This is a genomic window from Muribaculum sp., assembly GCF_029051885.1.
Taxonomy (GTDB): Bacteria; Bacteroidota; Bacteroidia; order Bacteroidales; family Muribaculaceae; genus Muribaculum.
Genome location: NZ_JAIDKI010000032.1, coordinates 1 through 21601 on the forward strand (window position 1 = coordinate 1; position 21601 = coordinate 21601).

The 21601-nt window shown below is 51.7% G+C and carries 19 protein-coding genes and 1 pseudogene; 15 read left to right on the plus strand and 5 right to left on the minus strand.

Annotated features, from left to right (window positions below; all coding sequences use genetic code 11):
* The first annotated feature begins 97 nt into the window (after positions 1-97).
* Both K2I50_RS01360 and K2I50_RS01365 read left to right on the plus strand, forming a co-directional pair.
* Positions 98-262 (plus strand): hypothetical protein, encoded by a 165-nt coding sequence (locus K2I50_RS01360; protein WP_301024459.1) that lies wholly within the window; start codon positions 98-100, stop codon positions 260-262.
* Between the two features lie 27 nt (positions 263-289).
* On the plus strand, positions 290-571 hold the full coding sequence (locus K2I50_RS01365) for a hypothetical protein (RefSeq protein WP_301024460.1): 282 nt from the start codon (positions 290-292) through the stop codon (positions 569-571).
* Positions 572-668: 97 nt separating this feature from the next.
* On the opposite strand, the gene rplS is transcribed toward K2I50_RS01365, so the two are convergent.
* Positions 669-1022, minus strand: coding sequence for a 50S ribosomal protein L19 (gene rplS / locus K2I50_RS01370; RefSeq protein WP_301024461.1), 354 nt, complete (start codon positions 1020-1022; stop codon positions 669-671).
* 448 nt (positions 1023-1470) lie between these two features.
* Between rplS and K2I50_RS01375 the strand changes: the two genes are divergently transcribed.
* The 13 genes and pseudogenes from K2I50_RS01375 (at position 1471) to K2I50_RS01435 (ending at position 18016) form a co-directional block, all read left to right on the plus strand.
* Positions 1471-2772 (plus strand): MFS transporter, encoded by a 1302-nt coding sequence (locus K2I50_RS01375; RefSeq protein ID WP_301024462.1) that lies wholly within the window; start codon positions 1471-1473, stop codon positions 2770-2772.
* A 17-nt stretch (positions 2773-2789) separates the two neighbouring features.
* Entirely contained in the window at positions 2790-3707 is a 918-nt protein-coding gene (locus tag K2I50_RS01380) for a dihydrodipicolinate synthase family protein (protein WP_301024463.1), read from the plus strand.
* Positions 3708-3724: 17 nt separating this feature from the next.
* Entirely contained in the window at positions 3725-4906 is a 1182-nt protein-coding gene (locus K2I50_RS01385) for an AGE family epimerase/isomerase (RefSeq protein WP_301024464.1), read from the plus strand.
* Positions 4907-5044: 138 nt separating this feature from the next.
* Positions 5045-6343 carry a DUF2851 family protein gene (locus K2I50_RS01390; RefSeq protein ID WP_301024465.1) on the plus strand — a complete coding sequence of 433 codons (1299 nt, stop codon included), beginning with the start codon at positions 5045-5047 and terminating at the stop codon, positions 6341-6343.
* A gap of 89 nt (positions 6344-6432) precedes the next feature.
* Positions 6433-7155 (plus strand): SGNH/GDSL hydrolase family protein, encoded by a 723-nt coding sequence (locus K2I50_RS01395; RefSeq protein ID WP_301024466.1) that lies wholly within the window; start codon positions 6433-6435, stop codon positions 7153-7155.
* 342 nt (positions 7156-7497) lie between these two features.
* The gene (locus tag K2I50_RS01400) at positions 7498-8733 is read left to right on the plus strand and encodes a M16 family metallopeptidase (protein WP_301024467.1); all 1236 of its coding nucleotides are present in this window, start codon (positions 7498-7500) and stop codon (positions 8731-8733) included.
* A gap of 126 nt (positions 8734-8859) precedes the next feature.
* Complete coding sequence (gene dusB, locus K2I50_RS01405; protein ID WP_301024468.1) at positions 8860-9849, plus strand: tRNA dihydrouridine synthase DusB; 990 nt, start codon at positions 8860-8862, stop codon at positions 9847-9849.
* Between the two features lie 360 nt (positions 9850-10209).
* Positions 10210-10536: pseudogene (locus K2I50_RS01410) on the plus strand (SDR family NAD(P)-dependent oxidoreductase); the annotation flags it as partial.
* A 49-nt stretch (positions 10537-10585) separates the two neighbouring features.
* Positions 10586-11596, plus strand: coding sequence for an alpha/beta hydrolase (locus K2I50_RS01415; protein WP_301024469.1), 1011 nt, complete (start codon positions 10586-10588; stop codon positions 11594-11596).
* Positions 11597-11893: 297 nt separating this feature from the next.
* Positions 11894-12691 (plus strand): DUF5715 family protein, encoded by a 798-nt coding sequence (locus tag K2I50_RS01420; RefSeq protein ID WP_301024470.1) that lies wholly within the window; start codon positions 11894-11896, stop codon positions 12689-12691.
* A 9-nt stretch (positions 12692-12700) separates the two neighbouring features.
* Positions 12701-16126 (plus strand): AsmA family protein, encoded by a 3426-nt coding sequence (locus K2I50_RS01425; RefSeq protein ID WP_301024471.1) that lies wholly within the window; start codon positions 12701-12703, stop codon positions 16124-16126.
* 24 nt (positions 16127-16150) lie between these two features.
* The gene (locus tag K2I50_RS01430; protein ID WP_301024472.1) at positions 16151-16894 is read left to right on the plus strand and encodes an inorganic diphosphatase; all 744 of its coding nucleotides are present in this window, start codon (positions 16151-16153) and stop codon (positions 16892-16894) included.
* Positions 16895-16957: 63 nt separating this feature from the next.
* Positions 16958-18016: a 3-dehydroquinate synthase gene (locus tag K2I50_RS01435; protein ID WP_301024473.1), complete on the plus strand. Its 1059-nt coding sequence runs from the start codon at positions 16958-16960 to the stop codon at positions 18014-18016.
* A 54-nt stretch (positions 18017-18070) separates the two neighbouring features.
* Here K2I50_RS01435 and dma1 read toward each other — a convergent pair whose 3' ends face one another.
* The 4 genes from dma1 to K2I50_RS01455 form a co-directional block, all read right to left on the minus strand.
* Complete coding sequence (gene dma1, locus K2I50_RS01440; protein ID WP_301024474.1) at positions 18071-19369, minus strand: Dma1 family dual membrane-spanning anti-sigma factor; 1299 nt, start codon at positions 19367-19369, stop codon at positions 18071-18073.
* Entirely contained in the window at positions 19366-19947 is a 582-nt protein-coding gene (locus tag K2I50_RS01445; RefSeq protein ID WP_301024475.1) for an RNA polymerase sigma factor, read from the minus strand. Before K2I50_RS01445 ends, dma1 begins: the two co-directional genes overlap by 4 nt.
* 191 nt (positions 19948-20138) lie before the next feature.
* Positions 20139-20894, minus strand: coding sequence for a NigD1/NigD2 family lipoprotein (locus K2I50_RS01450; RefSeq protein ID WP_301024476.1), 756 nt, complete (start codon positions 20892-20894; stop codon positions 20139-20141).
* A 253-nt stretch (positions 20895-21147) separates the two neighbouring features.
* Positions 21148-21345: a hypothetical protein gene (locus K2I50_RS01455; protein ID WP_068959829.1), complete on the minus strand. Its 198-nt coding sequence runs from the start codon at positions 21343-21345 to the stop codon at positions 21148-21150.
* Between the last annotated feature and the right edge of the window lie 256 nt (positions 21346-21601).

Consider the following 21601-nt stretch of genomic DNA (forward strand, 5'->3'; position numbering starts at 1 on the left):
TAACTCCCTCATCACAAGCGAAAATCTGCTCGACGATTGACCGCCCTGACGGTAACATTTATTATTAAACAAGCTCTTATTTGCAAAAAAGGAAATTATGGAAAATCGTCAACAAAGAAGACTCGACCGACAGGAAGAGTACGACCGACATCTGCTCCACCGCAGATACAGCTCCTCCCTATTATGGATGTGGATCGGAGTGAGCGTACTTGTGATTTTACTGTTGCTGTGGCTCACCATATTTGAGTTCTGGCAGGCATAGTCTGCATATTTGCGTATCAATTTAAATATGGGAGCAAGTCTGTGGATTGCATGGGCCCTGATTGGCATAATCGGCGGCTTCATGGTAGGCAAACTGATACCGAGAATCAGAAATCTGACGCTCGCGCTATGCGTAAGCATATGTGGAGCTATGCTCGGAGGATATCTGTTTCTTGTATTTCTTGGCAACGGCAGTACCAACACCGAAGTATTGTCGCTGGTATCGTCGGCCGTTGTATGTGCATTGTTCCTGTGGGCGCTCACTATCGCCTCGCCCCGACGCAATGACGATGAAAGCCCCGATGAGTGACCCCACCGGCCACTATATGAGAGAATACAACGAAGCCCCGCTTTCCATATCAGAGATATGGCTGCGGGGCTTTGATGCGTTTTAGAGTCAACGGTGATTACTTCACTACGCGACGCTCCTTGATACGGGCTTTCTTGCCTGTAAGACCGCGGAGGTAGTAAAGTTTGGCACGACGTACCTTACCATACTTGTTGACTGTGATTGAGTCGATGAAAGGCGACTCGATGGGGAAGATACGCTCTACACCGATGTTGTCGCTCATCTTGCGCACGGTGAAGCGCTTCTTGTTGCCTTCGCCCGAGATGCGGATAACTACGCCGCGATACTGCTGGATACGCTCTTTGTTACCCTCTTTGATACGGTAAGCCACGGTGATGGTGTCGCCGGGACCGAACTCGGGATGCTGCTTGCCGGTGGCAAATGCCTCTTCGGCTACTTTGATTAAGTCCATTTTTAGTTCGTAATGAATTAATAATGTAGATATTACGCAATATAACGGGCTGCGTGTACCGCCAGAGATTGCGCTAAAACGCTGCAAAGGTAGCAATAATCCGCTGACTGGCAAAGTTTTTCCACACAATTTTCAGAGCAGTGGATTCGACACATAAGCATTGCCCCACATAAGCGGCCACATCGCAACCACATCGCCAGAAACCATACAAATATTTCATTTAATTATTTTACACATTGAAAAATTATTATTTACTTTGCATAAAATAAACCATACAATAACCCACTCTTTTTCATCTGACATCCGGACTTGTCCGACATAGACACAAGTTTAGCCTGCAACAGTCTGTAGCCGGGCCGTATCATTCTTTGCGTCTATTGCGTCGTATGCCGTAAGAGCGACCGGATTACCCCGGATAATATCAAAAAACTAATCAATACACTATACCATGAGTTCCCTGACTAAAAAAAACTGGTATCCGTGGCTGGTAGTAGGCCTGCTATGGATTGTGGCGCTCCTCAACTACATGGACCGCCAGATGCTCTCTACTATGCGCGCCTCAATGGCCGCCGACATCGCCGACCTTGAATCTACCATCATGTTTGGAAAGGTAATGGCCGCATTCATGTGGATATATGGATTTTGCAGCCCTATCTCCGGAATCATCGCCGACCGTGTCAACCGCAAATGGCTCATCGTCGGCTCGCTCTTTGTATGGTCTACCGTAACCCTTATGCTCGGCTATGCCACTACCTTCCATGAAGTGTATGTGCTCCGCGCGATAATGGGTGTCAGCGAGGCCCTCTATATCCCTGCCGCGCTCTCCCTGATTGCCGACTATTTTACAGGAAAGCAGCTGAGTCTCGCCATCGGCATACACATGACAGGCCTCTATATGGGACAGGCTATCGGCGGATTCGGAGCATTCGTGGCCGAGCGTCTATCATGGCAGGCCACATTCCATTGGTTCGGTATAATCGGAATTGTATATGCCGTAATCCTTATCGCATTCCTGTATGAAAAGCGTGTCGCCGCAACGGAAGCGAAAGAAAAGTCATCAATATCCCAGGCTATAAGCCAGGGCCTCGCCGGAGTAAAATCCTCATTGGGCATACTCCTCGGAAACGCAGCATTCTGGACCATCCTCTTCTTCTTCGCATCATGCTCGATTCCCGGATGGTCGACAAAGAACTGGCTCCCCGAGCTGTTCGCATCCTCGCTCGGCATATCAATGGTAATAGCCGGCCCGATTGCCACAATAACCATCGCCATAAGCTCGTTTATCGGTGTGATGATCGGCGGACCGCTTGCCGACAACTGGGCCCGCAAAAATGTCAAAGGCCGCATATATACCTCATCCATCGGACTTTCACTCATGATTCCCGCCCTGGTGATGATGGGCTTCGGTTCATCACTATTCGCCGCAATCGGAGCCGGTATACTCTTCGGACTCGGATACGGACTCTTTGACGCCAACAACATGCCAATCCTGTGCCAGTTCGTATCGTCGCGCAACAGAGGCTCTGCCTACGGACTCATGAACATGTCGGGCCTGTTTATCGGAGCCTTCGCCACCGACTTCCTCGGCTCGCTCGCGGCTGAAGGAAAGATGGGACTCGGATTCGCAATGATGGCCGCCGCACTTGTGCTCGCCGTACTCCTGCAGCTCACCGTACTGAAGCCGACAACTCTCAACATGACAGAAGAAAACGAAGCCCTGAGAAAGGACACCGACCTTATCAACGCTTAACATCTAAAAACATAACAATGGAAAAAATCAAAGGATTAATCGACGCTCCGTTCACCCCGATGCATGCCAACGGAGACATCAATCTTGAAATAATACCCGCTTATGCGGAAATGCTCGTAAAGAACGGTCTCAAAGGCGTGTTTATCAACGGCTCATCGGGCGAAGGCTACATGCTCACTCCCGAAGAGCGCATGGCCGTAGCCGAAAAGTGGGTTGCCTCAGTACCCGAGGGATTCAAGGTAATCGTACATGTAGGAAGCTGCTGCCTGCGCGAAAGCGTCGCCCTTGCCGCCCACGCCGAGAAAATCGGAGCATGGGGCATCGGTTCGATGGCACCTCCGTTCCCGAAAATCGGACGTATCGAGGAGCTTGTAAAATATTGCGAGGAGATAGCCGCAGCCGCACCCTCACTACCCTTCTACTACTACCATATACCCGCATTCAACGGTGCGTTCCTCCCCATGATCGAACTGCTCAAGGCTGTCGACGGACGCATACCCAACTTTGCCGGTATCAAATACACATTCGAAAGCCTCTACGAATACAACCAGTGTCGCCTGTACAAGGACGGCAAGTTCGACATGCTCCACGGACAGGATGAAACAATCCTTCCGTCGCTCGCCCAAGGTGGCGCACAGGGTGGCATCGGCGGCACTACCAACTACAACGGACGCGAACTCACCGGCATCATCGAAGCCTGGGAGAAAGGTGACATCGAAACAGCCCGCGAGAAGCAGAATTTCTCTCAGGCCGTAATCAACGTCATCTGCAACTACCGCGGAAATATCGTAGGAGGAAAGCGCATCATGAAACTGATAGGACTCGACCTCGGCCCCAACCGCACTCCGTTCCGCAACATGACCGACGAAGAGGAAGCAGCCATGAAGCAGGAACTCGAAGCCATCGGATTCTTCCAGCGTTGCAATAAACTCTAATCTATCAACCACAAAATATGATTGACAAAGAATACCTCCGTCAATGCTCCGAGAGATACAAGGCCGACCTGACAGGCAACATAATGCCCTTCTGGATTGAAAAAGGCCTCGACCCGGTATACGGCGGAGTATATACCTGCCTCGACCGCCAGGGCAACATAATGGATACCACAAAATCCGTATGGTTTCAGGGACGGTTCGGATTCATAGGCTCTTTTGCTTTCAACAACATCGAGAAAAATCAGCAGTGGCTCGACGCCTCACGCAGCTGTATCGAATTTATCGAGGCTCACTGCTTCGATCCCGACGACGGCCGCATGTATTTCGAAGTAATGGCCGACGGCACCCCTCTGAGAAAACGCCGCTACGTATTCTCAGAATGCTTTGCGGCAATAGCCATGAGCGAATACGCCCTTGCATCCGGCGACATGACCTATGCCCGCAAGGCCCTCGCCCTGTTCAAGGAGATACGCAGATTCATATCTACCCCGGGAATACTCCCTCCGAAATATCTCCCCACTCAGCAGGCTATCGGACACTCCGTCACAATGATTCTGATCAACACGGCATCATGCATACGCAAGGTCATCTCCGACCCGGAGCTCGACAGCCAGATTGACGAGTCAATCGAGAAACTCAAGCTCTTTATCCATCCCGAGTATAAGGCCCTCCTTGAGACAGTGACTCCCGAAGGCAACCTCATCGACACATGCGCCGGACGCACAATCAACCCGGGCCACTGTATCGAGACCGCATGGTTCCTCCTCGAGGAAGCTCGTCATCGCAACTGGGACAAGCAGCTCGTGGAGATGGCCACTCAGATTCTCGACTGGTCGTGGGACTGGGGATGGGACACCGAGTTTGGCGGAATCATCAACTTCCGCGACTGCCGCAACTTCCCGCCTCAGGACTATTCACAGGACATGAAGTTCTGGTGGCCACAGTGCGAGACTGTAATCGCAACACTCTACGCATACATAGCCACAGCCGACGAGAAATACCTCGACATGCACCGCAAAGCCAACGAATGGATGTACAAGCATCTGCCCGACGCCGAGTATCCCGAATGGTACGGATATCTCCATCGCGACGGCTCCGTGGCACAGCCCGCCAAAGGCAACATCTTCAAGGGTCCGTTCCACATACCGCGCATGCTCGTACAGGCCTCGAAGCTCTGCGACGAGATACTCGCCATGTAGTCTCAACCTCTCAGCCCATCACCCCGGGCTTGATATCGCTTCATCCTGCCGGCCACAACGGGTACACCCCACAATGTACACCCTGAGCCGCCCGGAATATTGCCATAACCAAATGTACCTTTCTCTCTTTATATCGAGATGGAGCGACTGATGCAATACATATGGCAACACCGCCTGTGGATGCCCGTCGACATGAAAACTGTCGACGGGCGCCGCGTGCAGGTGCTCGACCCGGGGCGCCTGAACACCGACGCAGGCCCCGATTTCTTCAACGCCAAAGTCATAATCGACGGACAGAAGTGGGCCGGCGACATAGAAATCCATGTCCGCGCCTCCGACTGGCACCGCCACCGTCATGACGACGACCCGGCATACCGGTCTGTAATACTCCATATCGTACGCCACGACGATGTCGCGGTACGACGCCCCGACGGCCGACTCATACCGCAGATGCGCATGGAGTGCGACCCCGGATTCCACAACACCTACGCTGCTCTGGTGGATAAAGCGGCTGCTCCGTCATTGCCATGTGCCGCCGAACTTCACTCAATAGAGAAAATCCACCTCCACGGATGGCTCGACCGTCTTGCCTTCGAACGCCTGCATGCCAAGGCCGACCGCATAGAGCGACTGCTCAGCCGCAACAACGGCGACTGGGAGGAAGCATGCTTCATAACACTCGCGCGGGCACTCGGATTCGGTGTCAACTCCGACCCGTTTGAACGACTTGCCGCCGGCACTCCACTCACCGCAATAGGCAAGCACAGCGATTCACTGCTGTCAATCCAGGCCATACTGTTCGGACAGGCCTCCCTGATTCCCGACGACACATCCACCGACCGATACGCCGACCTGCTGAAACGCGAATACGAATTCCTCGCCCACAAATTCTCTCTGACTCCGATACGGACACCGGGCTGGAAAATGGCACGAATGCGTCCGGCCAACTTCCCCCACCGTCGTATCGCGTTTCTCTCGGCAATGCTGCTTGGCGGATTCAAATTCATGAGTGCCATTACAGCAGCCACCAATACCGACGAGATTCTGTCGATATTCAACGCCCCGCTTACAGGATACTGGGAGACACACTACCATTTCGGCAAAGAGTCGGGCGACCTGCCTACAATGCTCAGCCTTTCATCCAAGCGCATACTTGCCATCAATGTCGCGGCACCCATACTCTACGCTTGGGGTATCAGACACAATCTAAGCCAATACCAGGATGCAGCCATATCCCTGCTGCAGGACCTCCCGGCGGAAAACAATTCGGTAGTGACCCTCTTCGGCTCGGCCGGAATAAAATGCAGCGATGCATTCACATCACAAGCTGTCATACAGCTGCGCCGCGAATACTGCGAGAACCACAAATGCCTGTACTGCCGTATCGGACACAGGATGCTTGCCCGCAAAGCAACATCTGCCTCCACCGTCAACTGACACCGCCTGATTTATCCGGATTTTAAGCCGATTTTAAGCAAAGCGTTAAGCGTCCTGACATATATTTGCAGACAAACTGCAATATCTCAATGAAAAGACTTACCGTATCTCTGGCAACAACCCTTGCTATCGCAATCGCATCACCCCACTCAGCCACATCCGCCGAGCCGTCAGAATCTCACATCAATCGTGAATATATCGAATGGGCCGACATATGGATACCCGGAGCTGACCGTAATGACAAACCCCACGTGCTCCTGATTGGCAATTCAATCACACGTGGCTACCATCCTGAAGTCGAAAAAGCCCTTGATGACCGAGCCTATGTAGCACGTCTTTCAACATCCAAAAGTCTTGGCGACCCGGCATATCTTGAAGAAGTGGAAAATGTGCTCAAACACACCTCATTCGACATAATCCACTTCAACAACGGCCTACACGGTATGGGCTACACCGAACAAGAGTACGACCGAGACTTCCCGATGCTCCTTGCCCTGTTTAAAAGATATGCCCCCGACGCACGGCTGATATGGGCCAACTGCACTCCGCTTTTCCAAGGCGAAGACATGACAGTCGTAACTCAGCAATCACTGCGCGGAACCGCCCGCAACCAAATAGCGCGCCGTCATGCCCTGACAGCTGGCATAGAAATAAACCATCTCGACTCTGTGATGTACGGACATCCGGAATACTATATCGGAGGAGACGGTGTGCACCCTCTGCCAGCCGGATATTCCGCACTTGCCGCTCAGGTGATAAGCATACTTGAGAAGCATCTGCCCAAAGTGACCACTCGCCTCGAGAGACAGTAGTCAGAGACTGTCCAATGTGTATATTCCAATCCTGTAATGCTCCTAATCGCATTACAGGAAGCCCCGAGGCATAATGGCCTATTTTTATTCATTTTGTCCTGTAAACACCTTGTTTTTACTTAAAAATAGTTAACATAGACACATTTATTAAATATAATTTTGGCAAATAAAAAATTAAGGCTAATTTTGCATCAGTTTTTCATGGTATTAGATTTAAGGTAAGAAGATTATTCGTCGTGATGACGAGTAATTTTTTTTTGCAACCTACCACAAACTCACTACCTTTGATTTCTGACACAGTCTCCGATTCGGAAGAAACCTACGTAAGATTCAATTCTAAATATGGCACAGAACTGTTCCAATCCGATTACCTATCATACTCTCAGCAACCACCTGAGAGTAGTACACCGCCACTGCGATTCCAGAGTCGAGTGTTGCGGACTGTGTGTGATGGCAGGAAGCCGCAACGAACAACCCGAACAGTTCGGACTCGCCCACTTTGTGGAACATACCATATTCAAAGGCACCGACCGCCGCCGTTCATGGCATATTATCAACCGCATGGAAGCTGTCGGAGGCGAACTCAACGCATTCACCTCTGAAGAGTCCACAACCATATATTCATCTTTTCCCGCCGGAAATCTCTCGCGAGCCGTCGAACTTATCGCCGACCTCGTAAGCCGTAGCCGATTTCCCGAAGCCGAAATCGACCGAGAACGCGAAGTGGTGCTCGACGAGGTAGCCTCATATCTCGACTCTCCGGCCGAAGCCATATTCGATGACTTCAACGAGCTGCTGTTTGCAGGCTCAGGCCTCGGACACAACATACTCGGCACCGAAAAGACAATCAAAACATTCACATCGGCCACATGCCGCGATTTTCTCGACAAGTATTACACTCCGGGAAATATGGTGTTCTTCTACATGGGGCCGACCCCTCCTAAGCGTGTCGTGGCGGTAGCCGAGCGATATATCGGACATTTCAGCCATCCCGACACTCCCGTCAACAGAGTGAAGCCCCCGGAAGTAGAGCCATTTGACATCTACCGCGACCTACACACCCATCAGGCCCATACCGTAATCGGAGCACGCATCCCGGGAATGTTTTCCGACAAAAACCGAGCATACGCTCTGCTCACCAATATCATAGGCGGACCGTGCATGAATTCCCTCCTCAACGTGGCGCTGCGCGAACGCCGTGGCTACGTATATTCAGTCGACGCCTACACATCACTGTTTACCGACTGTAGCGAAATGACGATATATTTCGGATGTGACCGGGAGCATGTGAAACCATGCCGCCGGATTATATTCGATATATTAAGCCGACTGGCCGACTCTCCGATGAAGGAACGCACACTCGCCGCAGCAAAAAAACAATATATCGGACAGACAATCGTGGCCGCCGAAAACCGGGAACAGATGGCACTATCGACCGGGCGCGCTCTACTATTCAACGGACATGTGGCCACGCGCCAGGAAATAATCGACCGAATCATGTCGCTGACTCCGGAAAATATGCGCCAGGCAGCCGAGGCCATCGTACCCGACAGATGCTCCATACTCACCTTCGGATGACACCGTTGCCCATTATGACTATTTTATAGCATAATTCACGCATATCTACACTTTTTTAGCAATTTTCCACACTCCTTTGTGACTGCCTGAGACGGTATTCACCCGAAAATTTGTAACTTCGCATCCATGAAGATAGGAAACATCGACCTCGGACCGCGCCCGGTAATGCTTGCTCCAATGGAGGATGTCACCGACCACTCTTTCAGGCTTATATGCAAAGAGTTGGGCGCCGATATGGTGTACACCGAATTTGTCAGCGCCGACGCGCTCATACGCAATATAAGCGCCACGACCCGAAAACTGCACATTGATTCCCGCGAACGCCCTACCGCCATACAAATCTACGGACGTGAGGTTGACCCAATGGTCGAAGCCGCCAGAATAGTCGAAGAGGCCGGCCCCGACCTGCTCGACATCAACTTCGGATGCCCGGTAAAAAAGGTAGCCGGTAAAGGTGCCGGAGCAGGAATGCTGCGCGATATCCCCAAGATGCTCGAGATTACCAAGGCCGTAGTCAAAGCCGTAAAAATACCCGTCACGGTAAAGACCCGACTTGGATGGGACCACGACTCGCGTATAATCGTAGAACTCGCCGAGCAGCTACAGGACTGCGGCATACAGGCCCTCACTGTACATGGGCGCACACGCTCCCAGATGTATACCGGACAGGCCGACTGGGAGATGATAGCACGCGTGAAGGACAATCCGCGCCTCACCATACCGCTGATAGGTAACGGCGACATAACTACCCCTCAACGCGCAGTAGAGGCATTCGACCGCTACGGAGTCGACGGAGTAATGATTGGACGCGCATCAATCGGAGCGCCATGGATATTCAACGATGTGTCCCGCGCACTCCATGGTCTGCCACCCCAACCACTATCCAACTCCATAAAGTTCAGCCTGCTGCGCCGTCAGATTACCGAGAGCATCGCCAACATCGACGAGCACCGGGGCATTCTCCATATACGCCGCCACCTGGCAGCATCGCCATTGTTCAAAGGGATACCCAACTTCAGGGAAACCCGCATAGCAATGCTGAGAGCCGACACATGGCCCGAACTCGACGCCATACTCAACCATATTGAATCCGACATCCTGACGCCGGAACTATAAGAGCTTGTTTAATAATAAATGTTGCCGCCAGGGTCGTATAGCTTGAGACGATTTTCGATATGTGACGAAGGAGTGTACTTTATGTACATGACTGAGGAACAGGGCGAAAAGCGGCCAAGATATACGAGACTAAAAGTAACTTTATAATCACTCAATCTCTTGCTTACTTTTGAAAAAATGCAAAAATATATCAACGATATGAAACAAATTACCTCCAGTCGGTCATTCGCCGGCATCTTTCCGCCTGTTCTTCGGTCGTTATGGAACCCCATAACTCCCTTATCACAAGCGAAAATCTGCTCGACGAATGACCGCCCTGACGGTAACATTTATTATTAAACAAGCTCTAAGTTTTTTGAGCGGCAGGGGTGGGGACAGCTTGTCACTGTCACATCCGTAGGTGGCCTTATGCCTACGGATGTCGCTCCGGCTTACAGTGCGTCGAAGGCCTATCAGATAAATTATACCAGAGCGTTGCAGCGTAAATCGAAGGGCACGGGTGTGGTTGTGAGCGAGATACGTCCGGGGCTTGTCGATACGCGTATGGCAAAGGGCGACGGGCTGTTTTGGGTGATGCCTTTGGATAAAGTGGCGGCACAGATAGTGAGAGCCATAGCGCGCAAGAGGAGGCTTGCGGTGGTGAGCCGCAGGTGGAGGTTTGTCAACTATATTCTGCGTCGTATATAGATTGTCGGCGGGAATATCTATATTTGCGGGTAAATATACTCTTTTACCTATGATGATGTATGATAAGATGGCCGGCCAATCGTGCTTGCGATGGATTCCGGCTGCGGCGGTACTGTTGTTGTTATTGAGTGTGGCGTTGCATGCGGAGGCCGTAGATTACCGTAGTGAGGCTGACAACTTCCTGCGGGGGATGCCTCCGGGGCTACAGGCGCTACAGACACGCGCCATAGAGGAGGCCATCGAGGGGGATGTCAGCAACCTGAGGGCTGTGAGAAATGCGCGCAATGTCAGGGCGACCCTTCCTGCGGGTGTATATTGCGACAGCATAGGGGAGCGGGCTGTATTGTTCAGGAGCGAGGCTTACAGAAACGATACGGTGCCGCTGCTGGTCTATCTGCATGGCGGGGGATGGACAATAGGCAGTATAAACAGCTGTTCGCGTTATTGCGGCGCGATGGCCGCAGGTGGTGTGGCTGTTCTTGCGGTAGATTATCGTCTTGCTCCGGAATATCCTTACCCTCACGGGCTTAACGATTGCAGAAAAGCAGTGGAGATGGCTGCCGACAGTCTGGAGAGATGGGGATGCCGAAGTGTCGCGGTAGGTGGCGACAGCTCCGGTGGCAATCTGGCCATAGCCACGGCAATGTGTATGCCTGCCGGGATGCTGGAGTCGGTTGTGGCGTTTTATCCTGTCACCAAGGCTTATGCCGACGGTTCGGAGAGCTGGAATGCGTATGGCGAAGGTTACGGACTTGACAGCCGGATAATGGAGGCGTTCAACCGGGCTTACGGCGGGGTGAGCGACGCTCCGCTCGTGTCGCCTGCCCACGCCTCCGACAGAGAGTTGCAGCAACTGCCGCGCACGCTGATTGCAGGAGCCGACCGCGACATACTGAGAGACCAGGGGCGGGAGTTTGCCGATAGGCTCAGCCGAGTCGGCGTTGATGTAGATTACAGGCTTTTCCCGGGGTCTGTGCATCTGTTTATCACGGTCGCCGGACAGACAGCGGCTTTTGACGATGCCGTGAAATGCAGTCTGGAATTTCTGAAAATGCGTTGAGGGAAGGTACGTTGTCCTGTGAAAATTTGTTATTATTAAACAAGCTCTTAGTCTCGTATATCTTGGCCGCTTTTCGCCCTGTTCCTCAGTCATGTACATAAAGTACACTCCTTCGTCACATATCGAAAATCGTCTCAAGCTATACGACCCTGGCGGCAACATTTATTATTAAACAAGCTCTAAGCTCTTAAGCGAACTGTGGCAAGGCATCACTACGGCGGTTGGTGAAGTGGCCGGATTTTGGTAACTTTACGGTTGGAAAATAATCTTTTAGAAGGTTGTAGAAAGGAAAATTTGATGATAACAAGATATATATCCCTTGTTTTCAGCACTGTGGCCGTGTGGGCTACAGCTATTGGCGTGATTGCTCCGGTGGTGTACGGATGCTCGTCGGGCAGCTCTGAGGCTGAGGCGGCTGTACATGACACGGTCTATGTAATGGTCAAGGAGAAGCCTGTAGGGATGAATCCCTATGACCGTCATCTGGACTCTATGCCTGACGACGGCTGTGTGAAAATGAAAATCAATCCTGTGGGCGGCACGCTGGGACGTGTGTTCAATGACAGCAATTATATCCATCTTGATGAAGCCGAGCGTATCGGAATCAAACCGATAGAGAGCATTGCCGATGTGTGGCGGCTGAAGCGTCCGGTATGCCATATACGCAGCTGCCGTGAGTATGGCGTGGACTCGCTGACTCATTCGCTACCGTATCTGGTGCCAGAGGCGGCGGATCTGCTCAAGGAGATAGGGTCGAGATTCAACGATTCGCTCCAGGCCCGCGGCGGTGGCTCCTACCGGTTGAAAGTGACGAGTGTGCTGCGCACGAGGCATGGCATAAAAAAACTGCGCCGCAGCAACGGCAATGCCGTTGAGGCCTCGGCCCATCAGTATGGCACGACGTTTGATATCAGCTATGCGAAGTTTCTGTGTGACTCGGTGACGGTGAACCGCACGCAGGAGGATCTCAAGAACCTGCTCGGCGAGGTGCTGAAGGCGATACGCGACGAGGGCAAGTGCTATGTGAAGTATGAGAGGAAACAGGGTTGTTTCCATATTACCGCACGCGACGCATGTAAGGCCGGGGATAAGTAACAGATATCTATGGTAAAGAAAATACTAAAATGGGTGGCCTGCACTGTGGCCGGATTCATACTCCTGGCGGTGGTTGTGCTTACTCTGCTTGTGTGGATAATGACCCCGGCGCGCCTTACGCCGATAGTGGGCAGAGTGGCCAATGACGCATTGGATGCACGTGTAGGCATCGGGCGCGTTGAGCTGACTCTGTGGCACACGTTCCCGCATCTGACGGTTGATATAGATTCGCTCGTGATAGTCTCAGAGGCATTTGACGGACTGCCTGCCGGGCAGCATGCGATTGTGCCTGCCGGGAGCGACACCCTGCTGAGAGTGGGGCGTTTTCATGGCGCTGTGAATGTGGCTGCTCTGCTGGCTGCGAAAGTCAACCTGTATGATATTGAGCTTGAGGGGGCGTCGGTCAACGTGGTGGCGCTTGACTCTCTTCATGCAAATTATGATATTTTTCCGACGACGGAGCCTGCCGATGACACGACAGGCCCTGTGTTTGTGCCTGATATATCGCTCAACCGCTTTGAGATAGTAGATTCGCTGCCGATAAGCTACCGCTCGGTAGCCGACAGCATGAGTGTAAGGCTTGTGCTTGCTAAGGCGCCTGTGGTGGAGAATGCCGAAGGGGGATACACTCTGTCGGTAGGGTCGCTGCTTGACATAGATATGCCTCAGGCGCTTGTGGCACGTCCGGTGACTATCGACCTCGGTGGAGCGGTAAAATGGAACAGCGACATGCCGATGTTGCTGTCGCTCAGAGATTTCGGACTTGAAATAGGCACTCCGTCGGGAGGCCGTATCAAATCGATATGGAACACTACGCTCGATTTTACCGAGCCGTTGGCCATTACCGAGCTGACATTCGGCATCGGGCCGTTTGCTCCCGGAGCTGCAATAGCTCTGCTGCCGGAACATATGCGCAGCGGGATAGGGAGTATTGACAGCGATATGGAAATCGCTGTGGCCGGTGAACTTAAAAAGCCGTTCAGGCCGATGACCGACAGCATACCGTGCATGGGGCTGAGCATAAAAATTCCGCGCTGCGGCGCTGTGTATGACAGGACCGTAAGAGTTGACCGCATCGAAGCCGATGTGGATGTGTCGCTCCCCGGGAGCCTCGACTCGCTGACTGTAAGAGTCAATACCTTGAAGCTCGGAGGGATGGGCGCTGACATATCGGTCAAGGGTGTGGCCGGAAATCTGATGACCGACCCTGACTTCACCGGCAACATCACACTGGAGAGCCGTCCGGCCCGACTGCCGCGGCAACTCCTTGCCATGCTTCCCGACTCTACGACAGTCGGAGGTGTGGTGCGCCTCGATACCAAGATGACGTGTCGGGCAAGCGATTTCTCGATGGCGAATTTCCACAGGCTTAAGCTGGATGGCACTCTTGATATCGACGACTTTACATTTGACTCTCCCGGCTACGGGATGTACTGCTATACACGCCACTCGGAGGTGAAACTCGGCACTTCGGGCAGTTTTGTCACAGCCAATAATGTAAAGGTCGACTCGCTGCTCACCCTGTCGGTGAGCACAGATACGATGTCGGCCCTTGTCGACGGGATGGCAATCCGCCTTAAGAATGCCAAGGCAGGGGCGGGATGTCTCAACCGTCCTCCCTCGGCCGACAGCACTGTCGTGATACCTTTCGGCGGAATGCTGAAGGCCGATATGGTCAGCTATATGGATACCGATTCGTCGAGGATGCGTCTGGGAGATATCGCGGCACGCTTTGCATTGCGGCGATACGAGCACAACGCCCATATGCCGCAGGTGAATGTCAATGCCGACGCAGGGAGCATATTCTTTACCGACAGGAAAAATTTCATGGGTCTGCGCAAGAGCCATTTTGAAGTCAACGCACACATACGGCCCAAGCGTGTACGCAGCCGGGAGTTCACATCGGCCGACTCGGCCCGCTTTGCCGCCCGTCGGGCCGGGTGGGAGGCCGAGAGGGCAATGCATGCCGGTGCCGACAGCCTTGACCTCAGTGTAGATGAATCGACAGGGCGACTGCTGCGCCGACTTCAGATGAGCGGACGTCTCACAGCCGAGCGCGGCGGCATGTTCTCACCATATTTCCCTCTGCGCAACCGTATATCGGGCTTTGACATGGAGTTTTCGACCGATAGTGTGGTATTGCGCAATGTGCGGTATGAGTGCGGTCGGTCGGACTTTACGATAAACGGCTCTGTGTCAAACATACGCAGGGCTCTGACGCGTGGCGGCAAACTTGAGCTTGACTGGAATCTCCACAGTGATTCGCTCAATGTCAACGAACTGGTACAGGCTCTTTACCGTGGTGCCGACTATGCCGCCAAGTCGGACGGCAGGTCGGTAAATGTCGATGCCCAGTCGGAAGCCGATCTTGACCGGATGGCCGACAATGCCTCGATGTCGGCTGACAGTGTGAGCGCAGTGCTGATACCTCTGAATCTTGACGCCCGGCTGAATGTCAGTGCCGACAATATCGTATATTCCGATATGGATATGCATGATTTCAAGGGCGAGCTTCTTGTAAGCGAGGGCGCTCTGAATCTTCATAACCTTCATGCCTCGTCGGAAATGGGCAGTGTGAGTCTCAACGCACTGTATTCAGCTCCAGGCAAGGATGAGATGCGCTTTGGCATGGGGCTCGACCTCAATGGCATAGATATAAAGAAATTTGTGGGCATGGTGCCTGCTGTCGACTCTCTGATGCCTCTGCTCAACAGTTTCGAGGGTATTATCGACGCAAGCATAGCCGCTACGGCTGATATCGACACAACGATGAATATCGTGATGCCTTCGCTTGACGCCGCTATCCGACTCAACGGGCACGACCTGGTGCTTCTGGATGGAGAGACATTCCGCACATTGGCCAAATGGCTTATGTTTAAGGACAAGCAGAAGAATGTAATCGAGCAGATGGAAGCCGAGATGCTTGTGCGCAACTCGATGGTGCAGCTGTTTCCGTTTGTATTCGATTTCGACCGCTATCGTCTTGCCGTGATGGGGAGCAACGACCTTGACTTGAATTTCAAGTATCATATATCGGTGCTCAAGTCGCCGTTGCCGTTTAAGTTCGGAATAAACCTGTCGGGTAATCCTGACGACATGAAGGTGAGGCTCGGCGGTGCCAAATACAAGCCCGGAGATGTGGGCGAAAGCGTGGCTATAGTGGCCGACACCAGGGTCAATCTGCTGAAAGAGATTGACAATGTGTTTAAGCGCGGCTCAAGGGCCGCACGTCTGGGCGCGCTGAAGATTGAAGGAAGTGTGCCCCGGGGTGTCGAAGTACCTGAAGTGGCAGATACGATATCGGCCGCCGACTCTCTGGTGTTAATAAAGGAGGGACTTCTGCCCGCTCCACCTCCGGCTCCTGACAGCAGTGATGACGCTGTGGTGCCCGACAATAAGAAATCCAAGAAGAAAAGAAACAAAAACAAGAAATAATTTAGAACAGTTACTTAAATGTCAATGACTCCTGAACAGATGGCCGTAAGCCGCTATCTGAAGCGACGCGGTCTGATCAGCTTCTCTCCGACAGCCGCTCTTATCGACATGGATGGCACGCTGTATGACTCGATGCCCCGGCATGCCGACGCGTGGTACCGTCTGATGACGGAAGAGGGTGTGCCATGTGAGCACGACGAGTTTTTCCTTTATGAGGGGCGCACCGGGCGCGATACGATAAGACTGCTGTTCAAGCGTGCGTTCGGACGTGATGTCACCGATGAGGAGTGTGAAGCGCTGTATCGCCGCAAGACTCAGTATTTCAGGGAGCTTCCTGATGTGTCTCCGATGCCCGGCGCCGACATCATGATAGGCGAATTCATGCGCCGCGGCATTACTACGGTGCTTGTGACCGGTTCGGGCCAGCGCTCGCTTATCGACCGTCTTGACCTGGACTATCCGGGCGCTTTTCCTGCGGGAATGCAGATTACCTCGCGCGATGTAGTCCATGGCAAGCCACATCCGGAGCCTTATCTGAGGGCTATGGACAAAGCGGGGGCTATGCCTGACAACAGTATCGCTGTAGACAATGCTCCTATGGGAGTGCTGTCGGGCGCCGCGTCGGGCGCGTTTACCATAGGTGTCACCACGGGGCCGATTCCGGAGAAGGAGCTTGTGGATGCCGGTGCCGACATAGTGTACCCGTCGATGCCTGTGCTCGCCGAGAGGCTTCCTATGCTTCTCGACATATTCGGTATGTCGATATAGGCAGGAGGATACGTTGAATCATGATATTGACAGGGAGTAATCCAAAACATAAAAAACGCTTGTATGCAGAAACTGATATTTACAAATGAAGTGGCCCGCGAACTTTCGGGGCTAATCGAGGCGGCAAATCCCCATGGTGTGTATGTGCTCGCCGACAGCAATACAGAGAGGCTTGTGTGGCCGGCTCTTGTTGCGGCTTGTCCGTCTCTGGGCACTGCCGGACTTATTACTATTCCGGCCGGAGACATCAATAAGAATCTTGACTCTCTGTCGCATATATGGAGTGAATTGCAGAGAATGGGTGCCAACCGACACTCTCTGATGATTAATGTCGGTGGCGGCATGATAACCGATATAGGCGGGTTTGCAGCGTCGACCTTCAAGCGCGGCATGCGTTTTGTAAATGTGCCTACCACTTTGCTCGGGGCTGTGGATGCCTCGGTAGGCGGTAAGACCGGTATAAATTTCGGTGGGCTGAAGAATGAAATCGGAGCTTTCCGTGAGGCTGAGGCTGTGGTGATATCGACGGCAATGTTTTCGTCGCTTCCGGATTCGGAGATGTATTCAGGCTATGCCGAGATGATAAAGCATGGCCTGCTTGAGAGTGAAGGCGCGCTCATGGCGTTGCTTGCTTATAATCCATGTGCCCACGATTTCAGTTGTATGCTACAGCTGCTGGAATCGTCGGTAGGGGTAAAGCGGCGCGTTGTAGCTGAGGACCCTACAGAGAAAGGGCTGAGGAAATCGCTCAATCTGGGTCATACGGCGGGCCATGCGTTTGAGAGTCTGGCTATGGAGAAGGGTGCTCCCGTGGCCCATGGATATGCAGTGGCCTGGGGTATCGTGACAGAACTTGTGCTGAGTCATATGCACAAGGGTTTTTCTACAGCTCTGCTGCGCAAGATTGCCGGCTATGTGCGTGAGCATTACGGTGTTCCGTCGATTACATGTGATGACTATCCGCGTCTGCTCGAGCTTATGCACCATGATAAGAAGAATCTTGACAACAGGATAAACTTCACGATGCTCGAGGCTCCCGGAGTGGTGGCTATCGACTGCACGGCCGAGGAGGAGGAAATCAAGGTGGCTCTTGATATATTCCGCGACCTGATGTCGATGTAGCAGACTAAATATAACTGATAGAGCCGTACAAATATACGGCTCTATCAGTTAGTATCAGTCGTTGCCGAATGTGAATCGCAGGCCAAGATTTAGATTGAAGTTAAGAGGTCGGTCCTGATATATTGTTTTTATGCTGGAGTTATTGCTGAAATAATAGTGTATGCCGGGCTCGGCATATATGCTTGTTATTGAGGAGATGTTGAACTGCAGGCCTACTGAGGTGCTGACTGACCATTGGAGAGGTTTTACGATAGTGCTTTCACTATCGGAGGCGATATTCTTGTTTTCAAGAATGAACTTACACTCGGTCTTGCCTGAGATGCATTTTTCGGCCATGACGCCGCATGCGGCATACAGATTGATTTTTTTCCACGATAAAGCATTATATCTGATGCCGAGAGGAATGCCGATGTAATGAAGTGTCTGATTTCCGGAGAGATAGTGTGATTCGCTTCCGAATGAGAGATCGGATATAAGGCAACTGTATGTCAGTCCTGACTCGACCGACAAGCGTGGGAGTATGCGGTATCCGACGGAAATACCGGCGCGAATGGGCAGATAGTGTTTTGTCTTAGTCTGTATCTCTTTGCCTTTGTTGAACAGGAGTACTCCAAGCATATGGCTGTCATTCCATTGTGATTTGTCGAGGTTTGTCGGTACGGTAGACGCTCCGCTCATGCTGCTTTGATTGATTGAGGAATTGAGCGCTCCGGCAGTGTAGACGCTTAACGACAATGCTCCCGAGCGGTTGTGTTTTTGCCGTCGGATGTATGTGGAAGTGTTGTAATGATTATGGCTCTCAGGCCGGTGAGGGCGGATGGTGTCATCGGATGGCGATGACGGCTCGGTTTGGCTGACCGAGTCGGGCTGTACCGGGATTTCGGAGTTTGTGCCGGATGTGGTCGGCCGGTCGGTATCAGTATCAGTGTTGTTGTCGGATATGCTGATATCGTTGTAGAGAGGAGGTGTAAGGGGCTGTGTGGCAGGCTGCACGGTCGTTTTGGAATATGCCTGAGCAATCTTGGCCGGGTGTAGGGGGGTGTCGTGAGAGTACGGGCGGTGTGTTGAGTTTTCTTTTTTTATTTCAGAGGTGCCGGCCTGTGGAATCTGGAGCGAGACATCATTGTCAGGCAAGGCCAGCCATATGATAGTGGTAGCAATGAGTGCAAGCATTGCCGCAACGGCACAGTACTGTCTGATTCCTGACAACAGGTTGCGGCGTTGTGGTGCGGGCGGCGCGACGGCTTTCTCTTTTTCCAGCCGCTTCTGCAGGTCGGCCCATAGATTGTCGGGTTCGTCGGTCTCGAATCCGGCCAACCTGTCGTGTATGTCGTCTAACCATTTGTCTTTCATAATGTCGCTGTTTCAAGAGTTGAACGGTATTCTTTAATTCGGGAGGCCAGGATTGCCTTGGCACGATGCAGCTGTGATGCCGAAGTGCTTTCTTTAATATTGAGCAGAGCCGCAATTTCCTTGTGGCTTTTGTTTTCAATCACATATAGATTGAATATCGTGCGATATCCTGACGGTAGCTCGCGAATCATTTCATGGATTGCAGATGTGGGTATTTCGTTTATGTCGGGTTCGTAGTCGTCGTAGCCTCGGGAGCTTTCAGCCTCTGTAAGTTCGGTGAATTCAAACATTGTGGTCTTTCTTAGAAACTTCAATGTCTCGTTTATTACAATGCGGCACATCCATCCCCTTGTCGAGCCTTTGCCGCGATATATGAATGACGGCAGAGAGGAGAATATTTTTAAGAAACTTTCTTGCAGAACATCTTTTACATCCTCTGAGTTAAGGATATAACGCGAGCACACCCCCGCCAGATAGCGGATGTGGAGACTATACAGGGCCTTTTGGGCAGCAATGTTGCCTTTGCGGGCATCATCTACAATTTGAGCCTCATCATCTATGGTTGCTCCGGATATCATAGACGTCTGCATCAGTTTGTTGGAAACAGAGAAGAATTGCGGAACCGGGACTGGAAATGTCTGTAAGAATTGCGTATTATTTTTTCCGAGTTATTACACTGCCAAGGTGCGGGGTGCGGTAGTGGTTGTCCCGGTTCCGAAATCTGATGTTTGGCGCTATGTTGCGCTATTTTTGGTAGATACGGGCTGGATTAATAGAGTTTGTTGACCAGCAGAGTTCTGTCGAAGGCTTCGGGCGTGGCCTGATTGCGCATTTTCACATCTATCTCAGCTGTTTTCTCTCCGGAGTATGAGTTCCATTTGAGTTTTAACTTCACATCACCGCTGAGGCCTTCGAGCTGGTTGAGATTAAATGCGATGAGAGCGTCACGCATCATTCCTTCGACGTCGCCGTCAGCATCCTGGTGGATTTCCATTTCCAGAGGGTCGTCAGGGTTTACTCCTGTCACGAGATTTATCATATGCTTTTTGTCGGGATTGCCCCATTTTGTGCGTATGCACAGTGTCAGATATCCGTCTTCTCCGACAGTCACCCAGTCTTTTACGATATCAAACGGGTCGTTGCCGTATGTCTCATTGTTGTCGGGGGTGGTGGGTACGGGCAGCTTGGTACGTATGCTGTCAATCCAGCATACGTGTACGTCGCGGACGTCTATTTCATTTTCGTCGCTTTCTGCCGATTGGTTTCCGTCGTTTGTGAAGTAGAAGCTCACCATGGCTCTTACCTCTTTCTTGCCGAATGGCGACTTTGCGATATTTACGGGGTTGAGCACTGTTTTTTCGTCGAGATTCATTACAAACGATTCATCAGCGTCGGGACATACTGTCACAAGTGCAGTCGGATAATTGGCAGGGAATGCTACGTCGTTGTCGTTGTCACATGATTGAAGTATGGCCGATGTCGCGAAGATGCCAAGAGTTGTGAATAGAAATTTAAGATTTTTCATAAATGATTCTTTTGGAGTTCTATCCATTAAATCCGTCGGCACTGAAAATCTTGCATGTGATTCCGTAAAAAAATTGCAAAAAAATGTAGTACAAGCTATAATTATCGAAAATATAGGCTGATATGATATGCGGTGGGTGCTTGCTATAGGACATAAAAAAAGCTGATCACTTGTGTGGTCAGCTTATTTCATGCTGTGATTCCTTGGTGCGCGATGGCACGGAATTCACTGCTGTGTTGGGTATGAGCAAAAATTACTCAGCAACAACGGCAGAGTCAGCGGGAGCAGCTACGCTGTCAGCAGCAACGCTGTCAACAACTGCAACTTCCTCTACAGCAACTTCCTCTACAACTACAGAGTCAGCAGCGTTAGCCTCGGCGTTAGAGTTGCCACCGCAAGAGAAAAGTGATACGCTGAATACAACAGCAAGTAATAAAACTAACTTTTTCATTTCGTTTTGTAATTAATAATAAAACAATTTTTTAGCTTCAAAAACGATGCAAAGTTAATACATTTCCTGGAATTGCAAACACTTTTTTTCTGAAATTTTTGCAAGGCGCCCTTATTTTTGCAAAAAATACGAAAATCGGGCTTGTATTAGTTAAGGTATGTTAAATTGTGAGAGGTGTGTCTAAGACCCCGTTCACCAATATTTGTTAACGCTGGGGCGGTCAAGCGTCGTGCAGATGTGTTCGCGCAGTGAGGGA

What these genes read in the sequence shown, in the direction of transcription:
- K2I50_RS01445 (WP_301024475.1), bottom strand. Translation starts at nt 19,947, where the DNA reads ATGATATCCGGAGCAACCATAGATGATGAGGCTCAAATTGTAGATGAT.
- K2I50_RS01380 (WP_301024463.1), top strand. Translation starts at nt 2,790, where the DNA reads ATGGAAAAAATCAAAGGATTAATCGACGCTCCGTTCACCCCGATGCAT.
- K2I50_RS01390 (WP_301024465.1), top strand. Translation starts at nt 5,045, where the DNA reads ATGGAGCGACTGATGCAATACATATGGCAACACCGCCTGTGGATGCCC.
- K2I50_RS01360 (WP_301024459.1), top strand. Translation starts at nt 98, where the DNA reads ATGGAAAATCGTCAACAAAGAAGACTCGACCGACAGGAAGAGTACGAC.
- K2I50_RS01365 (WP_301024460.1), top strand. Translation starts at nt 290, where the DNA reads ATGGGAGCAAGTCTGTGGATTGCATGGGCCCTGATTGGCATAATCGGC.
- K2I50_RS01415 (WP_301024469.1), top strand. Translation starts at nt 10,586, where the DNA reads ATGATGATGTATGATAAGATGGCCGGCCAATCGTGCTTGCGATGGATT.
- K2I50_RS01375 (WP_301024462.1), top strand. Translation starts at nt 1,471, where the DNA reads ATGAGTTCCCTGACTAAAAAAAACTGGTATCCGTGGCTGGTAGTAGGC.
- K2I50_RS01435 (WP_301024473.1), top strand. Translation starts at nt 16,958, where the DNA reads ATGCAGAAACTGATATTTACAAATGAAGTGGCCCGCGAACTTTCGGGG.
- K2I50_RS01425 (WP_301024471.1), top strand. Translation starts at nt 12,701, where the DNA reads ATGGTAAAGAAAATACTAAAATGGGTGGCCTGCACTGTGGCCGGATTC.
- K2I50_RS01385 (WP_301024464.1), top strand. Translation starts at nt 3,725, where the DNA reads ATGATTGACAAAGAATACCTCCGTCAATGCTCCGAGAGATACAAGGCC.
- K2I50_RS01430 (WP_301024472.1), top strand. Translation starts at nt 16,151, where the DNA reads ATGACTCCTGAACAGATGGCCGTAAGCCGCTATCTGAAGCGACGCGGT.
- dusB (WP_301024468.1), top strand. Translation starts at nt 8,860, where the DNA reads ATGAAGATAGGAAACATCGACCTCGGACCGCGCCCGGTAATGCTTGCT.
- K2I50_RS01455 (WP_068959829.1), bottom strand. Translation starts at nt 21,345, where the DNA reads ATGAAAAAGTTAGTTTTATTACTTGCTGTTGTATTCAGCGTATCACTT.
- K2I50_RS01400 (WP_301024467.1), top strand. Translation starts at nt 7,498, where the DNA reads ATGGCACAGAACTGTTCCAATCCGATTACCTATCATACTCTCAGCAAC.
- K2I50_RS01450 (WP_301024476.1), bottom strand. Translation starts at nt 20,894, where the DNA reads ATGAAAAATCTTAAATTTCTATTCACAACTCTTGGCATCTTCGCGACA.
- K2I50_RS01420 (WP_301024470.1), top strand. Translation starts at nt 11,894, where the DNA reads ATGATAACAAGATATATATCCCTTGTTTTCAGCACTGTGGCCGTGTGG.
- rplS (WP_301024461.1), bottom strand. Translation starts at nt 1,022, where the DNA reads ATGGACTTAATCAAAGTAGCCGAAGAGGCATTTGCCACCGGCAAGCAG.
- dma1 (WP_301024474.1), bottom strand. Translation starts at nt 19,369, where the DNA reads ATGAAAGACAAATGGTTAGACGACATACACGACAGGTTGGCCGGATTC.
- K2I50_RS01395 (WP_301024466.1), top strand. Translation starts at nt 6,433, where the DNA reads ATGAAAAGACTTACCGTATCTCTGGCAACAACCCTTGCTATCGCAATC.